The organism is Paenibacillus sp. SEL1 (assembly GCF_054602535.1).
This window is the reverse complement of the sequence record NZ_CM137723.1, coordinates 60,681-85,361: the sequence shown is the minus strand read 5'-3', so window position 1 is coordinate 85,361 and position 24,681 is coordinate 60,681. Positions and strand designations below refer to the sequence as shown.

The following is a 24,681-nucleotide window of genomic DNA, read 5'->3' as shown; positions in this document are numbered from 1 at the left end:
GTGGAGGGGAAGAAGCTTGGACCAGGAGAAAAAACGGGCAATACTGTTACATGAAATTGAGCATTGGCGGCGAAGTCGGCTGCTCCCTGAGCAATATTGCGATTTTTTGTCTAACCTGTATCGGGAGGACGAAGAGCCGTCGCAGAGCCAGAACCGTAACAACACCGGGCTGCTTACATATCTTAGACACGGGCATGGGATCGCCTGGCTTCTTGGTTTTGTCATTATTTCCTGCATTTGTTTGATCGGTTTTTATTTTACCGCTTTTCCGTTGGCAATGCAAATATTCTCGGCAAGTGCAGTTACTACGATTTGCTATGGAGTGGCCGCATTTTGGCGGTCTTCCGAAAAGAGTATGAGTGCGATGTTGAGCACTTTAGGCAGTGCGATTATGCTGGGTTCGGGTGTGTGGATCATTCAGCTCCATCAAGGTGAAGCTAAGGTTTTGTTTCTTTTTCTCGTAGGCCTATGCGGTGTAGTATGGTGTCTTGTGGGATTAACTTTGCGGATCAGCTTACTTCATTACTGTGGTCTTGCTGGGCTGCTTTTAGTGTACGCGGTCCTTATAGGCCGCTACTGGCCTACAGCAACTTTAGTGATGCTTGAGGCATTTTGGATTTTGCACGCAGTATTGTTGATCTGGTTAAGCTGGTGGGTACATCGCCGCTTTCCGCGTCTCGCTTTGGTTTATTTCGCTATAGGCATGACACTAGCATTCATGGCTGAAGCAGACATGATTATCCTGCGCCATCAAGCAGCGGGTGATGTGGTGTTTTACAGCATACTGAAGTTGGCATTTGTTGTAGGGATTTTATTTTGGACTCGAAAAAAATGGATTACGTGGGTGACGACATGAAACTTTCTCAACGATTACAATATATTATGGAACAAATTCCTGCCGGGAGCAGACTTGCGGATATTGGCTCGGATCATGGACTGCTCCCTGTGGCTGCAGTGCGTGGTGGCAGAGTACCGCAAGCCGTGGCGGGTGAAGTCAACGATGGGCCGTTGCGTGCGGCTCAAAAGCAAGTGGCCGAAGCAGGTCTTACTGATCGCATTGCGGTTAGAAAGGGAGATGGCTTGGCTGTAATTAAGGTCAATGAGGTTGATGTTATTACAATAGCCGGCATGGGTGGTGCCTTGATCGCTTCCATTCTAGAGCAAGGGAAAGACAAGCTTGTTTCAATAAAACAACTTGTTCTACAGCCTAACGTAGGCGAGGATATTTTACGCCGATGGCTCATTGAACATCAATGGGTACTAACAAGTGAACATATTATGGAAGAAGATGGAAAAATATATGAGATTATGACGGCAGTACCTGATTCGGTAAGCCCACTGAAACAGGATGAGCTGTATCAACCATGGAAACTTCCCGATAGTTCGCTGGTACTGACACAGGATTTGTTAATGCAACTCGGGCCGCTATTGGTTAAAGCACCGAATGAAATCTTTTTTTATAAATGGAAATTGGAGATTCGCAAGCTTGAGGATGTGCTGGCACAAGTGGCACGGTCAGATCAGGAATCCGCACAGCATAAGCGGGAACAATTGCGCAAGCAAATTGAACAGCTAGAGGAGGTACTTGCATGTTTGCCAAAGGACAGACAGTAATTAGCTACATGGAGCAGCTGGCTCCAAAATACTTGGCAGTTCCAGACGATAGAATCGGGCTTCAGCTGGGTAGTCTGCAAAAGGAAATCAAAAGCATATTAGTAGCCCTGGATGTTAATGATGAGGTTGTCGAAGAGGCAATCCGCATAAAAGCAGACCTCATTATTGCGCATCATGCGATTATATTCCGCCCACTTAAAGCTTTGAACACGGATCAGCCTGCGGGCAGATTGTATGAAAAGCTGATCAAGAATGATATTGCTGTCTACATCAGTCATACGAATCTGGATACGGCTGAGGACGGCATGAATGACTGGATGGCGGAAGCACTGGGTATTCAAAGTGAAGGTACGCTGGAGGATGTTCACACCGAGCAATTATTCAAGCTTGTCGTTTTCGTACCCAAAACACATCATCAACGGGTACTGGATGCCGTACTGGGGGCGGGAGCTGGACATATTGGCAACTACAGCCATTGCAGCTTTAACATTGATGGCTACGGAACTTTTGTGCCGGGTGAAGGCACACAGCCGTTTTTGGGTGAGCCGGGTAAAATGGAACGTAGTGAAGAGGTTCGTATTGAGACCATTGTACCGCAGGGTGTACGCAATAAAGTTGTTCAAGCGATGCTGAAGGCTCATCCTTATGAAGAGGTGGCTTATGACCTGTACCATATGGATTTGCAAGGCCGTAGCTTTGGTTTGGGGCGGGTGGGCAAGCTCAAGGAAGCCCGCACGTTACGGGAGTTTGTCGATGTTGTGAAAAACGGTCTCAACGTCGAGCATGTACGTGTGGTGGGCGACTTAGATCGTACGATCAAAAAGGCAGCCGTGCTTGGGGGCTCTGGCAGCCGTTATGTGAACAAGTCGCTTTTTAAGGGGGCTGATGTATTAGTCACGGGGGATATTGACTATCACACGGCTCAGGATGCCCTTATGGCAGGGATTGCTATTATTGACCCTGGACATAACGCTGAAAAGATTATGAAGCCTAAAACTGCAGAGTGGATGCGTAAACGCTTGGCAGAAGGTCGATACTCAACGGAAGTACATGTATCTCAGGTGGAAACCGAACCTTTTCAATTTTTGTAAAACCTCAACGTCTATGAGAAAATAAAGGTACTTTCTACTTTTTACAATATTTTCAGGGTTGTAACGTGCGCGCGTTCCCTGTATACTATGTAATGTTGTTCGGAAAGTTTGACAGACAATCGCTGGCGGCGTAAGCCGCGAGAGGAAAGTCCGGGCTCCATAGGGCAGGATGCTGGATAACGTCCAGTCAGCGCGAGTTGAAGGATAGTGCCACAGAAATGGACCGCCGATGGCCGCTTGCGGCACAGGCAAGGATGGAACCGAGGTGTAAGAGACCCCGAGGAACGCTGGTGACTTCGTTCCTGGTAAACCCCATCTGGAGCAAGACCTAATGGGACACAGCTTCTTCGCGAAGCAGCCTTAGCCCGAGGCGTGTCTAGGTTGGTCGCTGGAGCTGGATAGCAATGTTCGGCCTAGATAGATGATTGTCGCTTGTAGTGGGAGGGTAGTTCCCGTCTGTACCACGAATAGCACAGAACCCGGCTTACGGAAAACTTTCCCCACTGCAACACCTTAAAATGTATGAATTTAACTTTTGTAAATGACCTGTTTGCATGAAAGCCTTTAATCCAAATGTATTTATTGAATTAAAAAGGGTGTGTCATATTCCTGTGGGAATCATGACACACCCTTTTTAACATACCGTATTTGCGCAGAAATAGTGCATTTTTAGAATGAAGCCCCCAAGCATAATTACTGGAGGCTTTCATTTTAATTTTTACTCCCTCTATCGTAAAAACGTGCGAGGAAGAGGCACATAGTCAGCGTAGCAACGCATTTGAATCTATAGAAGCGAGGCGTGCGGCTTTTGTCCCAGATTCCACCACTATTCAAAATCCAAACGAATCAGGGATAACAGCGATCGTAAAAACAACGTGAAGCGGGCCTCACGTACGTGTTCTGCCAACTCCATCAGCGTACGCTTTTTACCACACTTTCCTCTGTGTACATCTTCAGTGCTCGATCCAATCGATCAACTGCTTTTGGAAGCAGGGAAGGATCGGTATGCGTGAAGTTGATTCGCATATGGTTGCTGCCGCTCAGGTCAGCATAGAAGACTTGTCCAGGCACAAATGCGACTCCTTCCTGAATTGCGAATTGCAGCAACCGGTCAGAACGGAAGCCCTCAGGTAGGGTAACCCACATAAACATACCGCCAAGTGCATCATCCCATGTGATTCCTTCCCATTGGCGTTCTTTCATCAGCGATGTGAGACGTAGCATACGAGTGTGGTACTCGGCGGACACGGTACGAATATGTCCGTCCAAGTCAAAAAAGTCCAATAACTCATTCAAAGCACGTTGATCAATACTGCTGGAGTGCAGATCGGCAGATTGTTTGGCATTCGCGACTTTAACGACGATAGCTTGATCGGCTACCAACCATCCAGAGCGAACACCTGGAGCGACAGTTTTAGAGAATGTAGAAGTGTACATTACATGACTGTCTCCACCTAACTGTTGATCAATTGAGAAAAGGGATGGAAAGTTAAGGTTTTCGTCAAATTTAAGACGTCCGTAAGGATCATCTTCAAAAATCAAAGTGCCGTATTTACGGCATAGTTCAACAACGCCTGTTCTGCGTTCCATACTCCAAACACTTCCTGCCGGGTTGGAGAAGGTGGGGATGACATACACGAATTTAGGCTGATGTTTTTTGATCTTGGCTTCAAGATCATCTAATTGCATACCGTTAGAGTCTGTATCTACACTTACAATGTTGGCACCATAGGAATTGAATACCTGAAGAGCGGCCAAATAAGTAGGGGACTCCACCAATACAGTATCCTGCGGATCGAGCAACACACGCGAAACCAGATCAATGGTCTGCTGTGAGCCTGTCGTCATAATGATATTATCTCTGGTGACGGAGATGCCTTGGGATGACATGATTGCTGCAAGACGTTCCCGTAGAGGAATGTAGCCCTCGGTTAGGCCGTATTGAAGAGCGGTAGTACCGCTGAGGCGAAATACCCGCTCATAGGCTTTAGCAACAGCTTCGATGGGGAAAAAGGCATCGGCAGGAAGGCCGCCTGCCAGAGATAACACATCTGTTCCCTGTGTCAGCTTTAAAATGTCCCTTACCATGGACGAGCCCTGAGTACGAGCCATACCCGAAAATTTGTGTTCCAATCCAATCATCTCCTGTGTTCTATACTGTACTATGAAATTTGTTGTATTATATCGATAATGAAGTATAACAGTAAACGTCTAAATGTAACAGTTGATTTTTGGAGGGGACAGTTCCGATGCATATTGATCTCAGCCGCAATAGCAGTGTCAAATTATATTTACAGATTGCCAAAACATTAGCAGATCGCATCCAGTCTGGATTGCTGCCTCAGGGCACAAAGCTTCCGTCTGTCCGTCATCTGTCCAGCCTACTTGCGGTAAGTCCCGTAACTGTAAGCAAGGCGTATGCTGAGCTGGAGTCTATTCATTTGGTTACCTGTACACAGGGAAAAGGTTGCTATGTAGCAGAGCCTTCGGTAGCTGTTCAACGAGAGGGAGCGCAGGATTTGTCATGGCAAATGTCGCTGATCGATTATTTGCCGCGCGCACAGCTATGGAGAAACTTTAACCATAGCAGACAGGTTCCCTATTCTTTTCATATAGCAGCAATTCAACCGGAGCTTCTTCCTACACGCGAAATCATTGCTGATACTCAACGTCTATCCTCTGGAAATCCCGATGAAATGGCAGCATATGGGACTTTTGAAGGTGATTTAGCGCTGAGGGAAGTGTTTGTAGATCACTTGAACGAACGCGGTATATGCACAGTGGCAGAGCAGCTACTCGTAACCAGTGGTGCCCAACAAGGGATTGACTTGGTGGCACGTACTTTTGTTGGTTCTGGAGATGTTGTCTACATGGAGGCTCCTACATATACGGGGGCCATTGATGTGTTTACCAGTCGTGGTGCCAAAGTAATTATGATTCCGATGGATGAGCAGGGCATGCGGATCGATATCCTCACACGTCTTTGCGACACTCATCCCCCAAAACTGATCTACACGATACCCACTTTTCATAATCCTACCGGAGTAACTTTAACGATGGCCAGACGCACACAATTACTGGATCTAGCTCAAAGTTATCATTGTCTCATTGTTGAAGATGATCCATTTTCCGACCTTTATTATAAAACAAAGCCGCCACTCTCTATCAAGGCGCATGATCAGTCCGGACATGTGATATATATCAAAAGCTTTAGCAAAACCGTTGCTCCCGGCTGCCGTATAGCTTGTGTAGCGGCCACGGGCAGTGTAATGGATCGTTTGGTGGCTGCCAAGTCTACTACGGATTTGGGGAGCCCTCTATTAACGCAAAAAGCGCTACTGCCCTTTATCAAGAACCGACTTGATCAGCATCTTGTTTGGTTGCGGGAACAAATGCGGGATCGGTTGACAGTCGCATTGCACACGCTCCAGCGCTATGCTCCGCCAGAGGTCAGCTGGTATGCTCCCGAAGGCGGCCTAAATGTGTGGATTAAGCTTCCTCCTAATGTTGATATTCCAGAATTGGAGCGGCTGGCTGACCGAGAAGGCGTTTCCTTTTTACCTGGGGCAGTATGCTATGCAGGTGGTATGGACAGTAATCATATCCGTATTTCTTTTTCGTATGCGGACAAGGAAACACTTAAAACAGGTCTTCACAAACTGTGCCGTTTGTTGGGTGAACTGCTTGATCGTTCGGTCATTGTTGAGCGGAAGCCTATTTTATAAGGGATATTTGTATTAGGGGGTAAACATCCAAGCACAGCACCTGCCTTCTTAATATGCTGTACTAATTCACCGAAAGGAGTTGCACATTATGAGTCATTGCCCTTACGACCCGATCGTGTGCCCGCCGATCCAATTTGTAAATCATCAATTTTTCCCACAAGTCGTGCCTGTGGTTCATCCGATTGAAATTGTAAATCAGACGCACATTGTACCTGTGCCTCATCACGTATTTCCGGTGAGTATAAAGGATCCTGGAGAACCTTGCTGTCATACTCGCAGCCATGGCAAGCGTTCTGTTCGCAGCAGTTCCAAGCGTTAATAAAGCCCAAAAAAGCAGCCATGGAGCAACATGGCTGCTTTTTTCCAATAAGGAATCTTACGTTTCCAGTTTCTTTAAAATTGATTTTAACTTGTCACTTAAATGCTGTGGATAGAATTGCAAAGGAACATATGGACGTTGTGCTGCTTTCAACGCTTTATACACGTCAATTTGACCATACCCGAAATATTTGTCATGCCCTGGTGTGCCCAAGTCAATTACGCTGCTTCTCATTAATTCCATTACCTCTTTGTTGGTCAGATCGGGGTTAATGGATCGAATCAGTGCAGCAAGCGCTGATACATGGGGACTGGCCATGGAAGTGCCTGACAGTGCAGCATATTGATTCCCTGGGTACGTACTGGCGATACTTGCACCTGGAGCCATGACGTCTACATAATCTCCATAGTTAGAAAAGGATGCACGGTGCATAGAAGAATCTGTAGCGGAAACGGCAAATACTTCTGGATACGCTGCTGGATAGCCAGGTCGTTCCGTATTGTCATTACCTGTGGCTGCAACTAATACGACATCTTTATCATAGGCGTATTTGATCGCATCATGCAAAAATTCAGCTTGTGCGTAATTGCCCAGACTCAAATTGATGACCTTGGCCCCATGATCAGCTGCCCATATAATACCTTCTGCAACCGAGTAAGTCGTACCGGAGCCAGATTGGTCAAGTACCTTAATCGGCATGACTTTGTTGTACCATGTCATGCCAGCGACTCCCTCAGCATTATTCACGAGGGCAGAAATGATGCCGGCGACGTGCGTTCCGTGACCGACGTCATCATAAGGTTTTTCAGACGGGTTTACCACGTTATGCCCTGAAAGGATTTGACCTTTTAGGTCGGGGTGATCCAAATCTACTCCCGTATCTACGACAGCGACAATTACATCCTTGCTGCCTTTGCTTAATTTCCAACCCCGGTTGGTTTCCGTAGCCGGCAGATTCCATTGATAGCGGGAAAAGAGCAAATCATTGGGGATAGAGCTGTCCGCTTGGATAGGTGTTTTCTCATTGGTTAGATACATATAGTGAGGCTCAATATAAAGCGGGTTCCACTTTCTTGAAAAATATTGCTTTAGCTCCTTGAAGTTCATCTTATCTGAATGAAATACATAGGTATAACCAAGCTTGCGGCCTGGCGCACAGTGTAAATCTGCTGCAATTTCCTGCAGTTGTCGTGAATCAGGATTGTGACGGAAGCGAACGACAATTTCGTTTTCAAAATAATGACTTGCATTTTCGTTGTCGTGGCCCGTCTTGACAGTAATATCGTGCAATGTGTCGGGATTTACGGATTCGATTTTGTAGCTGCCTTCTTTTGGATAGGGAATCAAACGCAAATTCTTACGCTGATGCTTCTCCACGTCTCGCAATACTTGCTGACTGACCAGGGCAGCAACGCCACATGTTCCGTCAGCAGATGGTTCTGCCATGACAAAATATTTACCGCCTTCAGCCTGAAATGCAGCAGATTCGTAGGATTTATTTTGCATGACGGAACGGCGAGCCGCGGCCAAACTGCTTTTAATTTGAGGATGACTCAGCAGACGAGTTTGTGATTTACCGCCCGTATAGGTGCTCGTGTTCCCGTCGCGTGTGTGAATCCACAGTAACGTATGAAGATGACTGTGCGATTGCTGGAGCGTGCGGGTAAACTGCCTTTTCTGATCAGCAGTTTTACCATCAAGCTCCCGCATCACGTATTGAATATCCTGCCTTGCATCCATGCGTGTGAGGGTATCCGTAGCGGACAGGTCCAAAGCCAACATTCCTTTTTTGAGCTGCTTCTCTTGCTGTGGCACCATCTTGGCCGTATATTCGGGCTGCGGTGTATGGCGGTGATCACGGGAAGGCAGCATCAGTGTGATGAGAAGCACCCCGGCAGCTGCTCCGAGCAGGGGTTTTAACCATTTTCGCCGAGACATGGGACCGTCCTCCTTGAGTATTCATAAATTTATGGTTTAGCGTGAGGAGGTTGGCATGTTTTTATACCTTTCAATGCTCATTTGTGGTAGGATAAATACTGAAAATTACAGCTCTTTCGGTTAGAAGGGACTATTTTCGGGTAACCAATTGATGAACAAGCAACAAATAAGGGGGAGCTGCCTTGATGTCAGCAGTCAACGTACAAAAATTATGTGAGTCGGCGCAGGAGAGACTGAAAACTGCCGTGAAACGGGTGGAAACATTCCTCAATGAGCATGCTCTGCCGCAACTTGCTGCAGATGGCAATGAGGAGTCCGTACTTTTTTACAAAGGCCTTTTGTCGGATCTCCGTCATGTCCTTGTTTTTTCCGAAGTATCTTATGAAAAGCTGGGTGTGGCTTTACGCCGTGCCAATTTTGACGTCGATTTTGCGGAGAAGGCATTGTATAACGTTTACCATGACTGCGTGAACAGCTTTTTTTATCCCAAAAATGAATCTTACGCAGAGGATGGACGCTATGCGTATACGGGACAAGATGCTATTCGCTTCCGTAAAACGCCAGTGCCAGCCGCTCGCGAAGTGATCATGGACATTACGAAAAATTTTGAAGAATTGCGTGATGATCTGACTTATTATGAAAGTGACTATTTGACTCAGCGCCGGATGCAGACTCGACGTACTCATGCCTAAAGCATTCAACGGGGAAGATCATTTCTAATCAAAAACTAAAACAAGACAAGCAAGCCGTTTTCTACTTGCTTCCTGCCATTTTGGAGGAGGTGAAGGAAGCGGCTTTTTTCGTATGTCACCAACTGCCATATACCATGAACGCATAGGTGCAGGGTAGCGGGGGGACAATGAATCCGAGGTGATAATCATGAGCCAAGAGGCCAAGCCAATCGTGAAGTGTAGCGTAGCCAATTGCCATTATTGGGGAGAAAACAACTTTTGCAAGGCAGATTTGATCATGATTGAAGTTGATGGTCATGCCGGTAAGAAATTTAAAGAAGAATATGCGGGAGAAAGCTTCAGTTCAGAAGAACGTGATAAGGCTGCCACGTCAGCCGCAACCTGTTGCCACACTTTTAAGCCGAAGTCCGTGTAAATTTTATTGCGCGATTCATTTCGCATTTGGAGGTGCAGTTTATTATGGAAGATCATGAAAATGACAAGCATCAGAGTAAAGAGCATGTTAGCCGCGAACGTGTAGATTACCCCCGTCACATTCATGAACGATCTGCCAAGCGCCGTAATGATCGTGAGGAATATGCAGCTGAGGTTGCTCCCGGCTCAGCTGTGACTCGACATGAGGTTAAGGGTGAAGAGCAGGTTATAAACAATAGTGGCCGTATTTCTGGCTATATTGGTCTGGCTGCAGGAATTGCCTCATTGTTTATGTGGTCAATTGTGCTGGGACCTATTGCTGCAGTTTTAGGTTTTTTTGCTTATGTGAATGGCAGCAAAACGACCGGTATTTGGTCGATTGGTCTGGGGGCGCTAGCGACATTGAGTTATTTTGCTTTTATCCCGTTCGTTCGTTGACCCTACTGGAGAACAAGCTCAGTTTTCTTTTGTATATCCGAGAAAAATCATCTTAGTGATATAATTACATTAAAGCTGATCTATAAAGCTCCGCTGTCTTTTCGACAGAAACGGAGCTTTTTTTCATTAAAAGGTATGGAAGTACATAGTAAAAAGTTGTATCATAGCAGTAATGACAAGCTATTTGGGATATAACAACTATAGAAAGTTGGGAACACCACATGCAAATTGATCCGCGCGTGTCCAAGTCCATGTTAGACATGCAGCTGTTAAATAATATGAGTGCTACAACCCAGATGGGTACAACGGACGCTTTTTCCGGATTACTGGAACAAGTAGGTCAGTTGGAAACAGATGGTGCTGTGACACGAGAAAATTCAAGTGATGTTACCAGAGACGAAAACGGTTTGCTATGGCTTCAATTGGGACCTTCGAGGGGGACGGCTTCGTCATTGTACCCCGCTCCTTCCAGCACAGCAACAGACGGACCCACAACACCTACAGCATATGATGATTTGATTAACGAGGCTAGCCAGAAATACGGCGTTCCAGTAGCGTTGATTAAAGCGGTTATTGATACGGAATCTTCGTTTAATCCGTCGGTCACTTCTTCGGCCGGAGCCAAAGGGCTTATGCAGCTTATGGATGCTACGGCTCAAGGCCTGGGAGTCAGCGACCCATATGATCCTGTTCAAAATATTGATGCCGGTGTTCGTTATTTGTCCTACCAGATTAAACGATTTAACGGACAAGAAAATATGGCGCTGGCTGCATATAATGCAGGTCCCGGACGGGTGCAGCGGCTTGGTGTAAATAGTGATGAACAGTTAATGGCTGTACTGGACAAGCTTCCGGTGGAAACGCAAAGATATATTACCAAAATTCAAAATGCACGTGAAAAATATACGATCTAAGCCCTATAGCTTACAACGAAAAAAGTGCGTAATTTCAATTAGATTAGGTCCGCAGACAGGATCAATATGGGGAAAGGGTGTCGCTATAATGTGCGGCCTTTCCCTGTTTTGGTCTTTTTTTGTTGCAGCAGTTATAGAGCGGAAAAGGGGAGTGCAATGAAATATTTTGATTATGCCGCGACAACTCCGCCTTTTGAAGAGGTGATTACAACAGTTGCCGAGATCATGAGACGCCACTACGGGAATCCATCCTCGATGCATCGATATGGAGAGGATGCGGATAAGTTACTTAAGCGTTCGCGCGAAGTATGTGCTGCGGCTTTGGAAGTGTATCCATCAGAGATTGTCTTCACATCTGGGGCAACGGAAAGCAACAATCTTGCTATCAAGGGAGCAGCTTTGCAGTATCAGACCAGAGGCAAGCATATTGTTACTGTATCGACAGAGCACCCGTCGGTGTATGAAGCTTGCAGACAACTGACAAATCTGGGCTTTGAGGTTACATTTTTACCTGTCGATGCAGAAGGGCATGTGAGCGGCGAACAGGTTTGTGCCGCTGTCCGTAAAGATACGATTTTAGTCAGTATTATGCATGTCAATAATGAGACGGGAAGGGTGCAACCGTTGCATGATATCGGAGTTGCGCTGAAGAAACGGTTCCCTCGCGTACTATTTCATATTGACGGTGTACAGGGGTTTGGAAAGCTACCGGTTGATATCCGGGGATGGCAGGCTGATCTGTATAGCCTCTCTGCGCATAAGTTGCGTGGACCCAAAGGTGCTGGACTACTATTCGTTCGGGAAGGTGTAGAGCTTTTCCCACTGCATAGTGGCGGCTCTCAGGAGCAGGGTTTTCGTGCAGGTACGGAAAATGTACCGCTGCTTGTTGGTATGTCTAAGGCGATACGGTTGGCGGGCGAACGGCAAGTAGAGACAGCACGCCGTATGACCGAGTGGAAAGAACGGGTGGTCGCAGAAGTGAAGACAATCCGTCAACTTCGGCTGAACAGCGGGGAAGAAGCGCCGCATATTGTCCACTTTTCGTATCCAGGCATGAAAGCCGAGGTAATGCTGCATACGCTGGAGCAACTGGGTGTGGTAGTATCCACCAAATCGGCTTGCTCTTCGAAATTGGCTGAACCCAGTCGGGTGCTGCTGGCGATGGGATGCAATGAGGCAGAAGCGTCTGGCGGCATTCGTATAAGCTTCGGTGATGAACATACGGAACAGGATATCGATGAGCTTATACTTGCACTGCGAAAGGCTGTAGCCAAGCTGGAATCCCTTGAAAGGTGGAAACGTTAAAATGCACTATGATATGCTGTTACTTCGCTTTGGTGAATTTACATTAAAAGGAAAGAATCGGACTCGTTTTGAAAAGGCAGTACTGAATCACGTGAAGCTGCTGCTCAAACCCTTTCCCGGTGCTTCTTTGCGGAAGGAATTTGGACGGATTTATGTGGTTCTTGGAGGAGAGCCTTATGAACAGATCATTCAGGTGTTACAAAAAGTGTTTGGCATCACGACAATAAGTCCTGTCAAAATGGCTCCTGTCGAGCTGGGTGCTATCATTGAGACCGCTGTAGCTTTGATGCGTGAGCTGAATGTGACCGAGGGAACGACGTTCAAGGTAAATGCCCGCAGAGTATGGAAGGAGTTTGCTCATTCCTCACAAGAGATGAATCATTTAATTGGTTCTCCTATATTGCGAGAGTTTCAAGCGTTGAGGGTCGATGTACATCAGCCAGATATTGAGTTACGTGTGGAGGTTAGAGAGCAGGCGGCCTATATATTCAGCGATGTTATTATGGCTGTAGGGGGCTTTCCGTTAGGAACGAACGGTAAAGCTATGCTGCTGCTGTCTGGTGGAATTGACAGCCCGGTAGCAGGATGGTCTTCCATGCGTAGAGGATTGGAAATCGAATGTGTACATTTTTATAGCTATCCATTTACAAGTGAACGTGCGAAAGAAAAGGTTATTGATTTGGCAAGGGTATTAGCAGGCTATGCGGGTCGGATCAAAATCCACCTTGTACCGTTTACAGAGGTGCAGACGGCCTTTACGCGCACTGGACAGGATAATCTGATTATTACGCTAATGAGACGGTCTATGCTGCGAATTGCAACGATGCTGGCTGAGCGTGAAGGAGCACTGGCACTCGTGACAGGCGACAGTCTGGGGCAAGTCGCTAGTCAAACGTTATCCAGCATGAATGTGATTGGCCGCTCGACAGAATTACCATTGCTGCGACCTCTCGTAATGATGGATAAACAGGAGATCACGGAAATCGCAAAGCAGATTGGCACCTACGATCTATCGATACTCCCCTATGAGGATTGCTGCACATTGTTTGTTCCTAAATCCCCAACGACCAATCCAAATTTGTGGGTTGTTCAAAAGATTGAAGCCTCTATTCGGGATTTAAATGTGTTGATTGAACAGGCTGTGGCTACAACAGAGACGCTTGTCCTGGAGGCAGGCGGAGCTATAGAGGGGCGCAAAGAGGAAGTTATACAGGAAGATTGGTTTTAAACAAAAAGGCAGACCCGCCAGCTATTTTGGGTCTGCCTTTTTATTTTAATTAAAACAGTTTTTGAATCATTTTAGACGGCTTTTTCTCGACTGGACACTGCTCTGCGATTTTGAAGATATCCTGTGAGCAAAATACCTGCCATGACTGCGGTAATAAACAAGATACGCAGCGCAGGGTGCTCAGTAAAGTAGGGTTCCAGCTTACGTTCTTCAGTAATCATATTAGAGGCTGTATAACCAAGCACAGCCGATCCTAAATAGATAATCCAAGGGAATTTATTGATCAACTTGATAAAAAGAGTGCTACCCCATACAACGATCGGTACACTGATTAATAGTCCCAGCACTACAAGTAGCAAATGCTGCTGGGCCGCGCCAGCAACAGCAATCACGTTGTCCATACCCATAGCCGCATCGGCTACAACAATCGTACGGATAGCACCCCATAACGTTGTTCCCGCTTTGACTTCGGTATGGTCCTCCTGGTCTACGAGCAACTTATACGCGATCCAGACTAACATGACACCCCCGATGAGTAACAACCATGGTACTTGAAGCAGCCAGAGTACCACAATGGTGGCTGCTATGCGAATGAGCAGGGCACCACCGGTACCGTACAGGATCGCTTTTTTTTGCGTTGCAGAAGGCAGCTTTCTGGCGGCAAGTCCAATTACAATCGCATTATCCCCTGCGAGCAGAAGGTCAATAAATATCACATTAAGCAGTAGCCAAAAGAACTGAAGTCCAGACATATCAATCGTTCTCATCTCCCTGATTAAACATCCTAAAATCATTGTATGTTGTTTATTTTAATACCCGTTTTTCGGAAATACGATTCATTATATTGCTGTTTGTTATTGATTTCAAGGTCTTTGCTCAACAAATTTGACATCAATTTTTAATAAATGATGACTTATTTGACAAGGCTTATAAGCATAGCCTCGTCCTATTTCGCATACAAGTAGGATGGGGGTGTTTGTACACATGGAGCATATCATTTTGCTGTTGAAAATATTAATGATTAATTTGGTGTTAAGCGGTGATAATGCGGTTGTTATAGCCATGGCGAGCAAAAACTTGCCTGCAAGGCAGCGGAGTCAAGCTATATGGTGGGGGGCAGTCGGTGCAGTCCTCCTGCGCTGTGTTTTGACTTTTGTAGCTGTCATTTTGCTGGGCATACCCTTTATTCAGGCGGCAGGCGGTCTACTTCTGTTATGGATTGCGTTTAAGCTGCTTTATGAGAATGAGGATCATGTGGGAGTAAGAGCAGAAACAACCATATGGAAGGCTATACAGGTGATTCTGGTAGCGGACTTTGTGATGAGTCTAGATAACGTATTAGCTATTGCAGCTCTAGCAGATGGGGATATCGCCATTATTGTCATTGGGATTGCGATTAGCATTCCAATTGTCGTCTGGGGCAGCAACGTGATTGCGATCTGGCTTCATCGGTTCCCTGTACTTGTTTTGCTCGGATCTGCAATCCTGGCTTTTACGGCAGGAGAAATGCTACTGCGTGATCCCCGATTGGGTGTATGGTTAGCAGGTACGGGAGAGCTTATACATGCATGGTTACCGGGACTCTTGGCAACAGCAGTTGTCGTTGCAGGCATATATCGTCAGTTACGAGCTCGCCATATTTGAACGTAGTTTTTTTGGAAAACATCGGCTAAAATAGACATAGAGTTTTTGCGAATGCCAGATTTACTCGGTTTTTGTAAAGACTCTATATTCACAAAAATATACTTAAAAACAATCACATTAAGAGACCTAAAAACAAATTCAGCAAACAAAGGAGACCACGATGAATTCCGGAAAAGAGCGTATGATCGGAGTGGGCATTGTTGCCGTAGGACTGATTATTTTGTTGGGGAAACTGGGGGCGTTCTCCTTTTTGGGACGAAACTTTTGGCCTTTGCTGTTTTTAATACCTGGAATCGTACTGCATGCAATGTACATGAAGCGTAAAGTTTCACCCTTTATGTTGCTGCCGGCAGGGATTTTGTCGGTTTATGGCTTCTTATTTTTGCTCTGCAATATTTGGGGCTGGCATTTAATGGCCTATTTATGGCCTTTGTTACTTCTAGGTGTGGCGATTGGATTATGGGAGTACGCCATTAATGATATTTCGCTTTCTCGCAATGTATATACAGGGGGCGTAATATTGGGCTTGGTATCGGTGCTTTTATTGGTTATTACCTCCCTAAGAACGGGTATCATATATGTTATTGCAGTTTTACTGATTGGCGCTGGAATCTGGTTGGTCCTAAACAAGCGTGGCAAACGTAAAAGGTAAACCGACAAGCTGTGAGATTTTATGGCGGTAAATTACGGAACAGGCAATAATGTCTTGCTTTATGACATATTTCAACTATAATATAATGGATATGATAAGAGCGTCGGAATGATTTCTGACGCTTATTTTAAGGTTTTCACGCGAATCGGAGAGGGAAGCTGTCTGTACAAAGCCTGAAACATATAGAAGGCTGGCAGGGAGTGGGCCTAAAGAACGATTGTTAGCCTTGAATCAGCACTGCTTCAGGATAGAGACACTATTTTGATATACGGAAAGGATATGGATACAAACCATGCATGCTAGAGAAAACATTCGCAATATTGCGATTATTGCCCACGTCGACCACGGAAAAACGACGCTTGTCGACAAGCTGCTTCAACAGTCCGGAACATTTAGAGAACACGAGGCTGTTCAGGAGCGCGCCATGGACTCCAACGATCTGGAGCGTGAACGCGGTATTACGATTTTGGCAAAAAATACAGCTATCACTTACAAAGACTATCTGATTAACATTGTAGATACACCGGGACACGCCGACTTTGGTGGCGAAGTGGAACGGATTATGAAAATGGTTGACGGTGTTTTGCTCGTCGTTGATGCTTACGAAGGTTGCATGCCGCAAACGAAATTCGTACTGCGTAAAGCGCTGGAGCAAAATCTGACGCCAATCGTTGTAGTAAACAAAATTGACCGTCCGGCAGCTCGTCCGGCAGAAGTTATTGACGAAGTACTGGATCTGTTCATCGAGCTGGGTGCGAATGACGAGCAATTGGAATTCCCTGTTGTGTACGCTTCGGCGCTGAACGGAACATCCAGCATGGATGCTGAAAAGCAAGACGATAACATGCAAGCATTGTACGAAACAGTTGTAGAGCACATTCCGGCTCCAACTGAGAAAGTAGATGAGCCTCTTCAATTCCTCGTAACACTGATGGACTATAACGAATACCTTGGCCGAATTGCAGTAGGTCGTGTAAACCGCGGTATCATCAAGCAGGGGCAAGCAGTCACAGTTATGCAGCGTGATGGTAGCAGTAAATCAGCGCGTATTGAGAAGCTGTTCGGCTTCCAAGGTCTGAAACGTATTGAAACTGACCAAGCGGGCGCTGGTGACATTGTGGCGATTGCGGGAATTAAAGATATCAACATCGGTGAAACCATTGCTGATCCAAATCATCCTGAAGCATTGCCTGTACTGAAGATTGATGAACCGACACTGCAAATGACCTTCCTGGTTAACAACAGCCCATTCGCAGGTCGCGATGGTAAGTGGGTAACATCCCGTAAATTGCGTGAGCGTCTTCTGAAAGAACTCGAAACGGATGTCAGCTTACGTGTTGATGAAACAGATAGCCCGGACGCCTTTATTGTATCTGGACGTGGTGAGTTGCATCTGGGTATCCTGATTGAAAACATGCGTCGTGAAGGTTATGAACTGCAAGTGTCCAAACCGGAAGTTATCGTCAAGGAAATTGATGGTAAGAAAATGGAGCCAATCGAACGTCTCCTTATTGATATTCCGGAAGAAAGCATGGGTGCGGTTATGGAAAGTTTGGGCTCCCGTAAAGCCGAAATGGTTAACATGATTAATAACGGCACCGGACAGGTTCGCTTGGAATTCTTGATCCCTGCTCGTGGTCTGATCGGCTACACTACAAACTTCCTGACTTTGACTCGTGGTTATGGCGTAATGAACCATGCGTTTGACAGCTATGGACCATTTGTTGGCGGTCAAGTAGGTGGACGTCATCAGGGTGTACTCGTGTCAACCGAAAACGGCAGCTCTACTTTTTATGGTATGCTGGGCGTGGAAGATCGCGGTATTTTGTTCCTGGAGCCAGGTACTGAAATCTATGAGGGTATGATCGTTGGGGAGCACACACGTGATAACGACATTGTCGTTAACATTTGTAAAGAAAAACAACTGACAAACGTTCGTTCAGCAACAAAAGACGATACAGTTAAACTGAAAACACCTGTTATCTTCTCTTTGGAGCAGGCGCTCGAATATCTGAATGATGATGAGTATTGCGAAATTACACCTAACGCTATCCGTTTGCGTAAAAAGATCTTGAACAAAGGTGAACGCGAGCGTGCGGAGAAACAACGTAAAACAGCACAAGCAAATATGTAATTGATTGGATTGGTCTTTGGCCACAGCGGCGACGCCCGGGAACGGGATGCGCCGCTGTGTGTGTTTTAGGATTGTAAAACTTGGAGAAAGCTATATTTCTCAAAACGCAGGAAAAGGTGTTGAAGCATGAGTAATCTTTCGAACGGATTGCCTCCCCGGACACAAAGCGGGAAAAAATCCGCCAAACCGAAAAAAACGAAAAAGAAAAAAAGCTTTTTCAGATCGTTTATGAAGTTTGTCTTGTTTCTGCTTATTATAGGTATTTTGGCAGCAGGTGGTTATACCTACTATCTTTACAATCAGGTAGAGGAAGTTTTGGATACGGGGATCAACAAGGAAGTACCCAAAACACAATTGGCAGAAGCTAAGCCTTTGACTATCTTATTGCTAGGAACCGATTACCGCCCTGATCATCCGACTTATTTGTCCGACGTTATTATGGTAGCTACATTGAACCCTAATACCAAATCGTCTACCATCGTGTCCTTACCGCGCGATACGCGTCTAGAAATGGATGGATATAAACCTCGCAAGTTGAATGAGTATTATCCGGTGTTTAAGGCTAGAGAGAAAGAATCTGGCGAAGTTGCTGAAGAACAAATGAAGAAGATGATTGGCAAATATTTAAACATTGATATTGATTATGTGACGGTTATTAACTTCCAGGGCTTTAGAGATGTAGTAGATAATTTGGGTGGCGTAGATGTGACGGTTGATAAAAACATGTGTTATCGTGACCGTGCAGATGGTACCGATATTAACCTGACAGTTGGAGACAAGCATTTGAACGGTGATCAGGCTCTTGATTTTGTTCGCTACCGCAAATCGAATTGTCGTCCGAGAACAGCTGAATCTGACGATTTTGATCGTAATCGTCGACAAAATCAGGTGCTTCATTCCCTAATTGACCAAATGCAATCCTTTAACGCTTTGACCAAGTTTAGTGCAATTATTAAATCGGTTGATAAGAATATGATGACAGATATCGAGTCACAGCAAATGAAAAATATCGTACAAACCTATTGGAATATTTCCAAGCAAAATGTGAAATACAATCCGGTAGCAGGAACGTGGCGTAGCCCGTATGTGTACATTGATGAGCAACAGCTCGATTTGGCCAAGCAAGCGCTACAAGAGGAATTAGCTAAAAAAGCAAGCGACAATACCGCAGCTTCTTCCAATTCCTGAGTATGTATCTTTCTTCCCACTTATGTTATACTCGCAGCGAGTAAAGCTCTTATATAACATAAGGGGGTTGAGGTATGTCTAAAGTTATAGTGAACCAAGTCTAGGTCCAGTGAGCAATCACTGGGCCTTTTGTGTCTAATTTCAAAAATGGACAGGCTCAGAGGCTATCTTCACTTACAACTTTTCGTTGTTTTATGCTGCTTTGGGGTTCTTTTTTCAGGGAATCAGCAAGTATTAGGTACCCGGTGAATAGGTATAGGTATGAAACACGAGATTGTCCACGCCGCTTTGGAGGGGATTTAATGAAGAAAATTTTTGTGCTGGATACGAATGTGCTGCTGCATGATCCGAAAGCCATATTTACCTTCAAAGAACATGAAGTTGTTATTCCAGCTGTAGTTCTGGAAGAAATCGACTCCAAAAAACGCAACGCGGATGAGATTGGACGGAATGCCCGCAATGTATCGCGATTGTTGGACGGGTTGAGAGAAGTGGGTCATCTGCATAGTGGCGTTCCACTTCCCCAAGGTGGAAGGCTTAAGGTTGAGTTAAACCACCGAAGTTTTTTAAAAGTTCAGGAGATGTTCGGGGAGGTTTCGAACGATAACCGGATTTTGGCGGTTGCCTTGAATTATCATCTGGAAGAGCAAGAGCAGCCTGAACCACGTTCGGTCGTTTTGGTCAGTAAAGATGTGCTGGTCAGGATCAAGGCAGATGTATTGGGACTGCTGACCGAAGACTACCTATCCGATAGAACAGGCGATCTAAGTGAGCTATATCCCGGATACTCGGCAATACAGGTGCACCCGTCCATCATAGATGAATTTTACTCTAACCGTTTTTTACCAATCAAGCCACTGGAACTACCTTATACGCTGTATCCACATGAATTTGTCATTCTGAAAGATGAAATGGGAACTGGAAAATCAGCTTTGCTGAAAGTAAATCAGGAGGCAGAGCGATTAGAGCCGCTGTACTTAAGTAACGAATCGGTGTGGGGAATCAGCGCGCGTAATGCTCAACAGCGGATGGCATTGGAGCTTTTGCTTAATGACGATATCCCCCTCGTGACCATTACAGGAAAAGCGGGTACGGGCAAAACGCTGCTGGCGCTGGCGGCAGGCTTGCTTAAGGTAGAGGATGAACATCGCTTCAAGAAACTGCTGATTGCTCGGCCTGTTGTCCCTATGGGTAAGGATATTGGTTATTTACCGGGAGAAAAGGATGAAAAACTTCGCCCGTGGATGCAACCAATCTACGATAATCTAGAGTATCTGTTTGATGCCAAAAAATCAGGTGATATCGACAAAATTTTGATGGGCTTGGGCAGTATTCAGGTGGAGGCACTTACTTATATTCGTGGGCGTTCGATACCTGGGCAATTTATTATAGTCGATGAGGCGCAAAACTTATCCCGACATGAGATCAAAACGATTGTGTCCCGGGTGGGTGAGGGGAGCAAGATCATTTTGATGGGAGATCCGGAGCAGATTGATCACCCTTATCTGGATGCAGCCAGTAACGGTCTAACCTATGTGGTGGAGCGGTTTAAGCAAGAAGGGATTAGCGGGCATATTATGTTGGAAAAAGGAGAACGCTCCAAGCTTGCGCAGTTGGCAGCCGATCTGCTATAAAATTCCTATCGTTATGATAATAATAAAGACCTCGGGAGTATCCCGGGGTCTCTTGTTTTGTATACGTAAAAATTCAGAACAATGAAAGTGAGCAAAAGCTTATTTAAAGTTTAATTCGAGCTTAACTTCAAGCATTCCTGCTAAAGTGCGTACTTCTGTGGCTTTGACATAGGAAATAAGCTGTTGTGGGTAGAAACCTAGATCAAAATCCTTTTCCAGCTTGTTGCGGGTCGTATCAGGTAGTTCCAGACCATTAAATACCAATCGATCTACATGAAATAAAATTGCATTTTTCGGTTCATTTTCTACCGTGTAGTGACCTTCTACTCTTAATTTCATCGTTCCCTGCTGACCTTCTACCATAATTCGATCCTGTGCAAATGTAAAGTTGAAGTGATTAAACAATTCATTTTCTGACTTTAAAAAACGGTTAAAGTCCTCTTCGCGAATGCTTATCGTAATCACTTTTCCATTTGTAACCATAGCACCTTGTTGTTGTTGAATGAATTGCGGTAAATCCTGCATAGCTTGAGCTAATGCTTTAAAGTGCTTATTTACCTCGTAGACACCTACATTCTCCCAATAAGCTGTCATTTCGCCAATAAGCTTGCGTAGGGTATCCGGGTCATTACTGGCGTTAACGCCGTCATTTACACGCGACTGAAGCAGGATAATGCGTTTGCGTTGTGCCAGTAAGTTTGTTTTGACTGTCTCCAATTCCATTGAGGCTTGGGTGACTTGTTGTTCTGTTTTTCGCATAGATTGATAATTGGATTCGTATTCTTGAAGCACATCCTGATCGTGACTAATCAATAATAAGTAGTAATCGTACAGAGAGAGAAGTTGCCTTATACTTTTCGCCCCTAGCACTACACTCAACAGCTTGTCCCTTTCTCCCATATAATACGATCGCAGCACAGAACCTGCACGCTTCCGTTGTATGGTCATTTGCTCTTGCTGAACGGTGAGATTACTTCGCAATTCCCGCTGACGCTGCAAAAGAGTCTGCTGCTCTTGACTGATTCGCTCAATTTCATGGTCTATCTCTACAATCGACAGGCTATCTTGTAAAATCTGACTTTCTTCATGGGAGGGAGCGGCCAGAGTAGGACGTACATATATGAAAGTTAGCAACATAATGGTGGCCAGCAGAGTGCTGATTGTGATTTTTACTCGTTTATTCATTTGGTTTCCCCTTTTATGTATTCCCGAAAAAAACTAATAGTAATGTATATGATCCTTTCTGTTTCTTTAACCATTCATTTTATTGTACAGCAGTCTGAGCATGCTTGAAACCCGAAACTGTTTACGTTCACGTATGAGTTCTTGCAGAAATGGAAATACAATTTAGTATCAAATAGATTCTATGAACTCTACGAGAGGCATAGGAATGAATAAACAGCTTTTATACCCTATTCAAATACCGGCAAGATCGGTTCATGAAGACGGTTATTTCAGGATGTTGTTAGGAGGGCTAGAGGCATGACTGCAATAAGACAAGATGCATGGAGTGTGGAAGATGACTTGATATTGGCGGAGGTGACATTGCGGCATATCCGTGAAGGTGGGACGCAGCTCGCTGCGTTTGAGGAGGTTGGTCAAAAAATCGGAAGAACCTCTGCAGCATGCGGCTTTCGTTGGAACAGCTGCGTGCGCAAACGTTATGATGAAGCGATTAGCATTGCCAAAGCACAGCGCCAGAAGCGTAGTTATATCCGTAAGCAGAACCCGGTAGGTGTATCACAGGTTGCGGCTTTTGCCTCGCTTGATACAGTCGAAGGTGGGTACAGAACGGATGGTACGAGTGAGGATACGTTATCTATTGATGCAGTAATTCGCTTCTTGCGTCAATGGAAGGGATCCGTCCAGGAAACGAATCGGCAGATTAAGATGCTGGAGAAAGATTTACGGGAAAAGGAAGAAGAATTGAATCAGCTTCGCTCCATTAATGACCGGCTGTCCAAAGAAGTGAATGAGGTGCAAACCGACTATCGTGTTGTGAATGATGATTATAAAGCTCTGATTCAGATTATGGACCGGGCTCGGCGCTTGGCTTTAATCACTGATGATGAGGAAGAGCTTAAATCCAGATTCAAAATGGACGCCAATGGGAATCTGGAGCGCATTGAGTAACAAGATTACTTCTGCAATATTGAAATAAAACGTCAACTAGCGCTTTGCTGTAGTTGGCGTTTTTTGTATTTCTCTAGAGTGCATATGATATAGTAGAAAAAAAGATGGAAGCGAGACGATACAAAGGTGATTGATATTATTGGAGCGGGTTCGCTGGGATTGTTGTTTGCCGGGAGGTTGTCTGCCTCAGGTACAAAAGTAAGGCTGTGGACGCGTACACTTGAGCAGGCACGCATCATTGCTCGTGAAGGGATTACTGTGTTTGATAAGGAGGGACAGACGGCAGTACATGTGTCCGGGAATAAATTGAAGGTAGCGCCATTGGCAGATTGGCAACGGTTAAATGCACAGGCTCCGGCACGATGGATAATGCTTATGACCAAACAGGGGGCGATTGAGGAAGTATTAGAACAGATCCAGCCTGCAGCTCAAATGGATAGAGATACAGGAATTGTTTGCTTGCAGAATGGAATCGGCCATATAGAACGCATTAGAAAGGCTTGGCCTAAAGCTGTAATATACCCTGCTGTGACGACTGAAGGAGCCAAGAGGCAGGGAGTAGCATCTATTGTACATGCAGGATCGGGTGTTACTGAAATAGGATGTTCGGAGGAAGAGGAGGAGTCGAAGAACAATAATTTTAATCAATGTGTGCTAAATCGGCTGGTTGCAGCAGGATTTGACGCTTGCTTGTCGAAAGAAATCGAGAACGGTATGTATCGCAAGTTGTTGATCAATGCTGTGATCAATCCGCTGACGGCGTTATGGCGAGTTCGTAATGGCGAGCTGCTTTCGGACCCTATTCGAATACATATGATGCGCAGGCTGTACGATGAAGGCATTCAAGTGTATGAAGCTCATGGTATCCACTGGGAAAACGCATGGTGGGAGCAAATTATGAATGTATGCCGGGCAACGGCAGAGAATCACTCGTCCATGCTAGCTGATGTACTTGCACAGTCCATGACGGAAGTTGCTTCGATTAACGGACAACTGGTGCAGATGGCAGATCGGGCTGGAGTTACTGCACCAACTCATGAGTTATTGTGGCAATTAATTGAAGGCATGCGGCTAAAAGAGGGGTGATCAGTTGAGTCTTATACAAGGTACTATTATCACTTTCAGTATTCTTCCCTTTTTTCCGTTTTTGATCGTGTTTGCGGTTTGTCGCTACATTCTTAAAATGGAAAAAAAGAAATCGTTACTTACTTCTATGGATATTACCACGTTTTTTCTGATATTTTCCGTCGCAGCACTCTTTAACGTCATTTTTACATCTCGATTCGGTTTTTATTTGATTCTACTTCTCCTATTACTGGCCTTGGGTTTAATTGGAGGAGCTCAAAATCGAATAAAAGGGAAGGTTGATGGTAAAAGATTATGTAGAGCGGTCTGGAGATTAACTTTTATGGCGATGACATTGGCGTATATTTTGTTGACTGTAGTTGGTATATTTAAGAATATATTCAACGCCATGTGATATAAGGTGACATGAAAAGGTGAAAAAATATGAATTAATCATGTTTTTTTGAAAAAAAAGCTCAATTTGAAGAAATGTAATGTAGATTTTTTTGACCGCTGGTTGTATAATCTATAAACATATACCACTTTAGAACTA

General features: G+C 45.2%; 23 protein-coding genes and 1 other RNA gene. 20 read left to right on the top strand and 4 right to left on the bottom strand.

Annotated elements, in window-relative coordinates; genetic code table 11:
* The first annotated feature begins 16 nt into the window (after window positions 1-16).
* From ACYCSE_RS00395 to rnpB, 4 genes are all read left to right on the top strand, one after another.
* Window positions 17-856, top strand: coding sequence for a hypothetical protein (locus tag ACYCSE_RS00395; protein ID WP_250260914.1), 840 nt, complete (start codon window positions 17-19; stop codon window positions 854-856).
* Window positions 853-1,614, top strand: coding sequence for a tRNA (adenine(22)-N(1))-methyltransferase (locus tag ACYCSE_RS00390; protein ID WP_459700761.1), 762 nt, complete (start codon window positions 853-855; stop codon window positions 1,612-1,614). The genes ACYCSE_RS00395 and ACYCSE_RS00390 overlap by 4 nt, the downstream gene beginning before the upstream one ends.
* On the top strand, window positions 1,590-2,705 hold the full coding sequence (locus ACYCSE_RS00385; protein ID WP_250260917.1) for a Nif3-like dinuclear metal center hexameric protein: 1,116 nt from the start codon (window positions 1,590-1,592) through the stop codon (window positions 2,703-2,705). The genes ACYCSE_RS00390 and ACYCSE_RS00385 overlap by 25 nt, the downstream gene beginning before the upstream one ends.
* A 103-nt stretch (window positions 2,706-2,808) precedes the next feature.
* Window positions 2,809-3,207: RNase P RNA component class A (rnpB, locus tag ACYCSE_RS00380), an RNA gene on the top strand.
* Window positions 3,208-3,617: 410 nt separating this feature from the next.
* Here rnpB and ACYCSE_RS00375 read toward each other — a convergent pair.
* Window positions 3,618-4,838 carry an aminotransferase-like domain-containing protein gene (locus ACYCSE_RS00375; RefSeq protein WP_459700758.1) on the bottom strand — a complete coding sequence of 407 codons (1,221 nt, stop codon included), beginning with the start codon at window positions 4,836-4,838 and terminating at the stop codon, window positions 3,618-3,620.
* A 116-nt stretch (window positions 4,839-4,954) separates the two neighbouring features.
* On the opposite strand from ACYCSE_RS00375, the gene pdxR reads away from it, so the two are divergent.
* Together pdxR and ACYCSE_RS00365 are read left to right on the top strand one after the other, a co-directional pair.
* The gene (pdxR, locus tag ACYCSE_RS00370) at window positions 4,955-6,430 is read left to right on the top strand and encodes a MocR-like pyridoxine biosynthesis transcription factor PdxR (protein WP_459700756.1); all 1,476 of its coding nucleotides are present in this window, start codon (window positions 4,955-4,957) and stop codon (window positions 6,428-6,430) included.
* Between the two features lie 88 nt (window positions 6,431-6,518).
* Window positions 6,519-6,749 carry a hypothetical protein gene (locus ACYCSE_RS00365; protein WP_081112406.1) on the top strand — a complete coding sequence of 77 codons (231 nt, stop codon included), beginning with the start codon at window positions 6,519-6,521 and terminating at the stop codon, window positions 6,747-6,749.
* 57 nt (window positions 6,750-6,806) lie between these two features.
* On the opposite strand, the gene ACYCSE_RS00360 is transcribed toward ACYCSE_RS00365, so the two are convergent.
* On the bottom strand, window positions 6,807-8,687 hold the full coding sequence (locus ACYCSE_RS00360) for a S8 family peptidase (protein ID WP_459700754.1): 1,881 nt from the start codon (window positions 8,685-8,687) through the stop codon (window positions 6,807-6,809).
* Window positions 8,688-8,872: 185 nt separating this feature from the next.
* Here ACYCSE_RS00360 and ACYCSE_RS00355 point away from each other — a divergent pair, with 185 nt between their 5' ends.
* The 6 genes from ACYCSE_RS00355 (at window position 8,873) to thiI (ending at window position 13,678) form a co-directional block, all read left to right on the top strand.
* The gene (locus ACYCSE_RS00355; protein ID WP_061828537.1) at window positions 8,873-9,379 is read left to right on the top strand and encodes a YpuI family protein; all 507 of its coding nucleotides are present in this window, start codon (window positions 8,873-8,875) and stop codon (window positions 9,377-9,379) included.
* A gap of 187 nt (window positions 9,380-9,566) precedes the next feature.
* Window positions 9,567-9,794 carry a DUF1540 domain-containing protein gene (locus tag ACYCSE_RS00350; protein WP_061828536.1) on the top strand — a complete coding sequence of 76 codons (228 nt, stop codon included), beginning with the start codon at window positions 9,567-9,569 and terminating at the stop codon, window positions 9,792-9,794.
* A 44-nt stretch (window positions 9,795-9,838) separates the two neighbouring features.
* A complete protein-coding gene (locus ACYCSE_RS00345) occupies window positions 9,839-10,231 on the top strand; it encodes a hypothetical protein (RefSeq protein WP_061828535.1) in 393 nt (130 codons plus the stop codon).
* A gap of 221 nt (window positions 10,232-10,452) precedes the next feature.
* Window positions 10,453-11,145 carry a lytic transglycosylase domain-containing protein gene (locus tag ACYCSE_RS00340; RefSeq protein ID WP_250260921.1) on the top strand — a complete coding sequence of 231 codons (693 nt, stop codon included), beginning with the start codon at window positions 10,453-10,455 and terminating at the stop codon, window positions 11,143-11,145.
* A gap of 156 nt (window positions 11,146-11,301) precedes the next feature.
* Window positions 11,302-12,450 (top strand): cysteine desulfurase family protein, encoded by a 1,149-nt coding sequence (locus tag ACYCSE_RS00335; RefSeq protein ID WP_459700750.1) that lies wholly within the window; start codon window positions 11,302-11,304, stop codon window positions 12,448-12,450.
* 1 nt (window position 12,451) lies between these two features.
* The gene (thiI, locus tag ACYCSE_RS00330; RefSeq protein ID WP_069289993.1) at window positions 12,452-13,678 is read left to right on the top strand and encodes a tRNA uracil 4-sulfurtransferase ThiI; all 1,227 of its coding nucleotides are present in this window, start codon (window positions 12,452-12,454) and stop codon (window positions 13,676-13,678) included.
* 71 nt (window positions 13,679-13,749) lie between these two features.
* On the opposite strand, the gene ACYCSE_RS00325 is transcribed toward thiI, so the two are convergent.
* Window positions 13,750-14,445: a TerC family protein gene (locus ACYCSE_RS00325; protein ID WP_459700747.1), complete on the bottom strand. Its 696-nt coding sequence runs from the start codon at window positions 14,443-14,445 to the stop codon at window positions 13,750-13,752.
* Between the two features lie 217 nt (window positions 14,446-14,662).
* Here ACYCSE_RS00325 and ACYCSE_RS00320 point away from each other — a divergent pair, with 217 nt between their 5' ends.
* From ACYCSE_RS00320 to ACYCSE_RS00300, 5 genes are all read left to right on the top strand, one after another.
* Entirely contained in the window at window positions 14,663-15,322 is a 660-nt protein-coding gene (locus tag ACYCSE_RS00320; protein ID WP_013311114.1) for a TerC family protein, read from the top strand.
* A 160-nt stretch (window positions 15,323-15,482) separates the two neighbouring features.
* Window positions 15,483-15,974, top strand: coding sequence for a LiaF transmembrane domain-containing protein (locus ACYCSE_RS00315; protein ID WP_459700744.1), 492 nt, complete (start codon window positions 15,483-15,485; stop codon window positions 15,972-15,974).
* A gap of 292 nt (window positions 15,975-16,266) precedes the next feature.
* Entirely contained in the window at window positions 16,267-18,108 is a 1,842-nt protein-coding gene (gene typA, locus ACYCSE_RS00310; protein ID WP_061828529.1) for a translational GTPase TypA, read from the top strand.
* Between the two features lie 126 nt (window positions 18,109-18,234).
* Entirely contained in the window at window positions 18,235-19,296 is a 1,062-nt protein-coding gene (locus tag ACYCSE_RS00305; protein ID WP_459700741.1) for an LCP family protein, read from the top strand.
* 302 nt (window positions 19,297-19,598) lie between these two features.
* Window positions 19,599-20,930: a PhoH family protein gene (locus ACYCSE_RS00300; RefSeq protein WP_023989462.1), complete on the top strand. Its 1,332-nt coding sequence runs from the start codon at window positions 19,599-19,601 to the stop codon at window positions 20,928-20,930.
* 99 nt (window positions 20,931-21,029) lie between these two features.
* On the opposite strand, the gene ACYCSE_RS00295 is transcribed toward ACYCSE_RS00300, so the two are convergent.
* Complete coding sequence (locus tag ACYCSE_RS00295) at window positions 21,030-22,115, bottom strand: hypothetical protein (protein WP_254325271.1); 1,086 nt, start codon at window positions 22,113-22,115, stop codon at window positions 21,030-21,032.
* 297 nt (window positions 22,116-22,412) lie between these two features.
* Here ACYCSE_RS00295 and ACYCSE_RS00290 point away from each other — a divergent pair, with 297 nt between their 5' ends.
* The 3 genes from ACYCSE_RS00290 to ACYCSE_RS00280 all read left to right on the top strand — a co-directional run bounded on the left by ACYCSE_RS00290 (window position 22,413) and on the right by ACYCSE_RS00280 (window position 24,543).
* Window positions 22,413-23,063, top strand: a complete 651-nt coding sequence (locus ACYCSE_RS00290; protein ID WP_254325272.1) for an RsfA family transcriptional regulator — start codon at window positions 22,413-22,415, stop codon at window positions 23,061-23,063.
* A 126-nt stretch (window positions 23,064-23,189) separates the two neighbouring features.
* Window positions 23,190-24,149, top strand: coding sequence for a ketopantoate reductase family protein (locus ACYCSE_RS00285; RefSeq protein ID WP_459700738.1), 960 nt, complete (start codon window positions 23,190-23,192; stop codon window positions 24,147-24,149).
* A gap of 4 nt (window positions 24,150-24,153) precedes the next feature.
* Window positions 24,154-24,543, top strand: a complete 390-nt coding sequence (locus tag ACYCSE_RS00280) for a DUF3397 domain-containing protein (protein WP_165178389.1) — start codon at window positions 24,154-24,156, stop codon at window positions 24,541-24,543.
* Window positions 24,544-24,681: the final 138 nt, after the last annotated feature.

What these genes read in the sequence shown, in the direction of transcription:
- ACYCSE_RS00345 (WP_061828535.1), top strand. Translation starts at nt 9,839, where the DNA reads ATGGAAGATCATGAAAATGACAAGCATCAGAGTAAAGAGCATGTTAGC.
- ACYCSE_RS00315 (WP_459700744.1), top strand. Translation starts at nt 15,483, where the DNA reads ATGAATTCCGGAAAAGAGCGTATGATCGGAGTGGGCATTGTTGCCGTA.
- ACYCSE_RS00385 (WP_250260917.1), top strand. Translation starts at nt 1,590, where the DNA reads ATGTTTGCCAAAGGACAGACAGTAATTAGCTACATGGAGCAGCTGGCT.
- ACYCSE_RS00340 (WP_250260921.1), top strand. Translation starts at nt 10,453, where the DNA reads ATGCAAATTGATCCGCGCGTGTCCAAGTCCATGTTAGACATGCAGCTG.
- ACYCSE_RS00390 (WP_459700761.1), top strand. Translation starts at nt 853, where the DNA reads ATGAAACTTTCTCAACGATTACAATATATTATGGAACAAATTCCTGCC.
- ACYCSE_RS00295 (WP_254325271.1), bottom strand. Translation starts at nt 22,115, where the DNA reads ATGAATAAACGAGTAAAAATCACAATCAGCACTCTGCTGGCCACCATT.
- ACYCSE_RS00365 (WP_081112406.1), top strand. Translation starts at nt 6,519, where the DNA reads ATGAGTCATTGCCCTTACGACCCGATCGTGTGCCCGCCGATCCAATTT.
- ACYCSE_RS00320 (WP_013311114.1), top strand. Translation starts at nt 14,663, where the DNA reads ATGGAGCATATCATTTTGCTGTTGAAAATATTAATGATTAATTTGGTG.
- ACYCSE_RS00335 (WP_459700750.1), top strand. Translation starts at nt 11,302, where the DNA reads ATGAAATATTTTGATTATGCCGCGACAACTCCGCCTTTTGAAGAGGTG.
- ACYCSE_RS00360 (WP_459700754.1), bottom strand. Translation starts at nt 8,687, where the DNA reads ATGTCTCGGCGAAAATGGTTAAAACCCCTGCTCGGAGCAGCTGCCGGG.
- ACYCSE_RS00325 (WP_459700747.1), bottom strand. Translation starts at nt 14,445, where the DNA reads ATGAGAACGATTGATATGTCTGGACTTCAGTTCTTTTGGCTACTGCTT.
- ACYCSE_RS00355 (WP_061828537.1), top strand. Translation starts at nt 8,873, where the DNA reads ATGTCAGCAGTCAACGTACAAAAATTATGTGAGTCGGCGCAGGAGAGA.
- ACYCSE_RS00290 (WP_254325272.1), top strand. Translation starts at nt 22,413, where the DNA reads ATGACTGCAATAAGACAAGATGCATGGAGTGTGGAAGATGACTTGATA.
- thiI (WP_069289993.1), top strand. Translation starts at nt 12,452, where the DNA reads ATGCACTATGATATGCTGTTACTTCGCTTTGGTGAATTTACATTAAAA.
- typA (WP_061828529.1), top strand. Translation starts at nt 16,267, where the DNA reads ATGCATGCTAGAGAAAACATTCGCAATATTGCGATTATTGCCCACGTC.
- pdxR (WP_459700756.1), top strand. Translation starts at nt 4,955, where the DNA reads ATGCATATTGATCTCAGCCGCAATAGCAGTGTCAAATTATATTTACAG.
- ACYCSE_RS00350 (WP_061828536.1), top strand. Translation starts at nt 9,567, where the DNA reads ATGAGCCAAGAGGCCAAGCCAATCGTGAAGTGTAGCGTAGCCAATTGC.
- ACYCSE_RS00305 (WP_459700741.1), top strand. Translation starts at nt 18,235, where the DNA reads ATGAGTAATCTTTCGAACGGATTGCCTCCCCGGACACAAAGCGGGAAA.
- ACYCSE_RS00300 (WP_023989462.1), top strand. Translation starts at nt 19,599, where the DNA reads ATGAAGAAAATTTTTGTGCTGGATACGAATGTGCTGCTGCATGATCCG.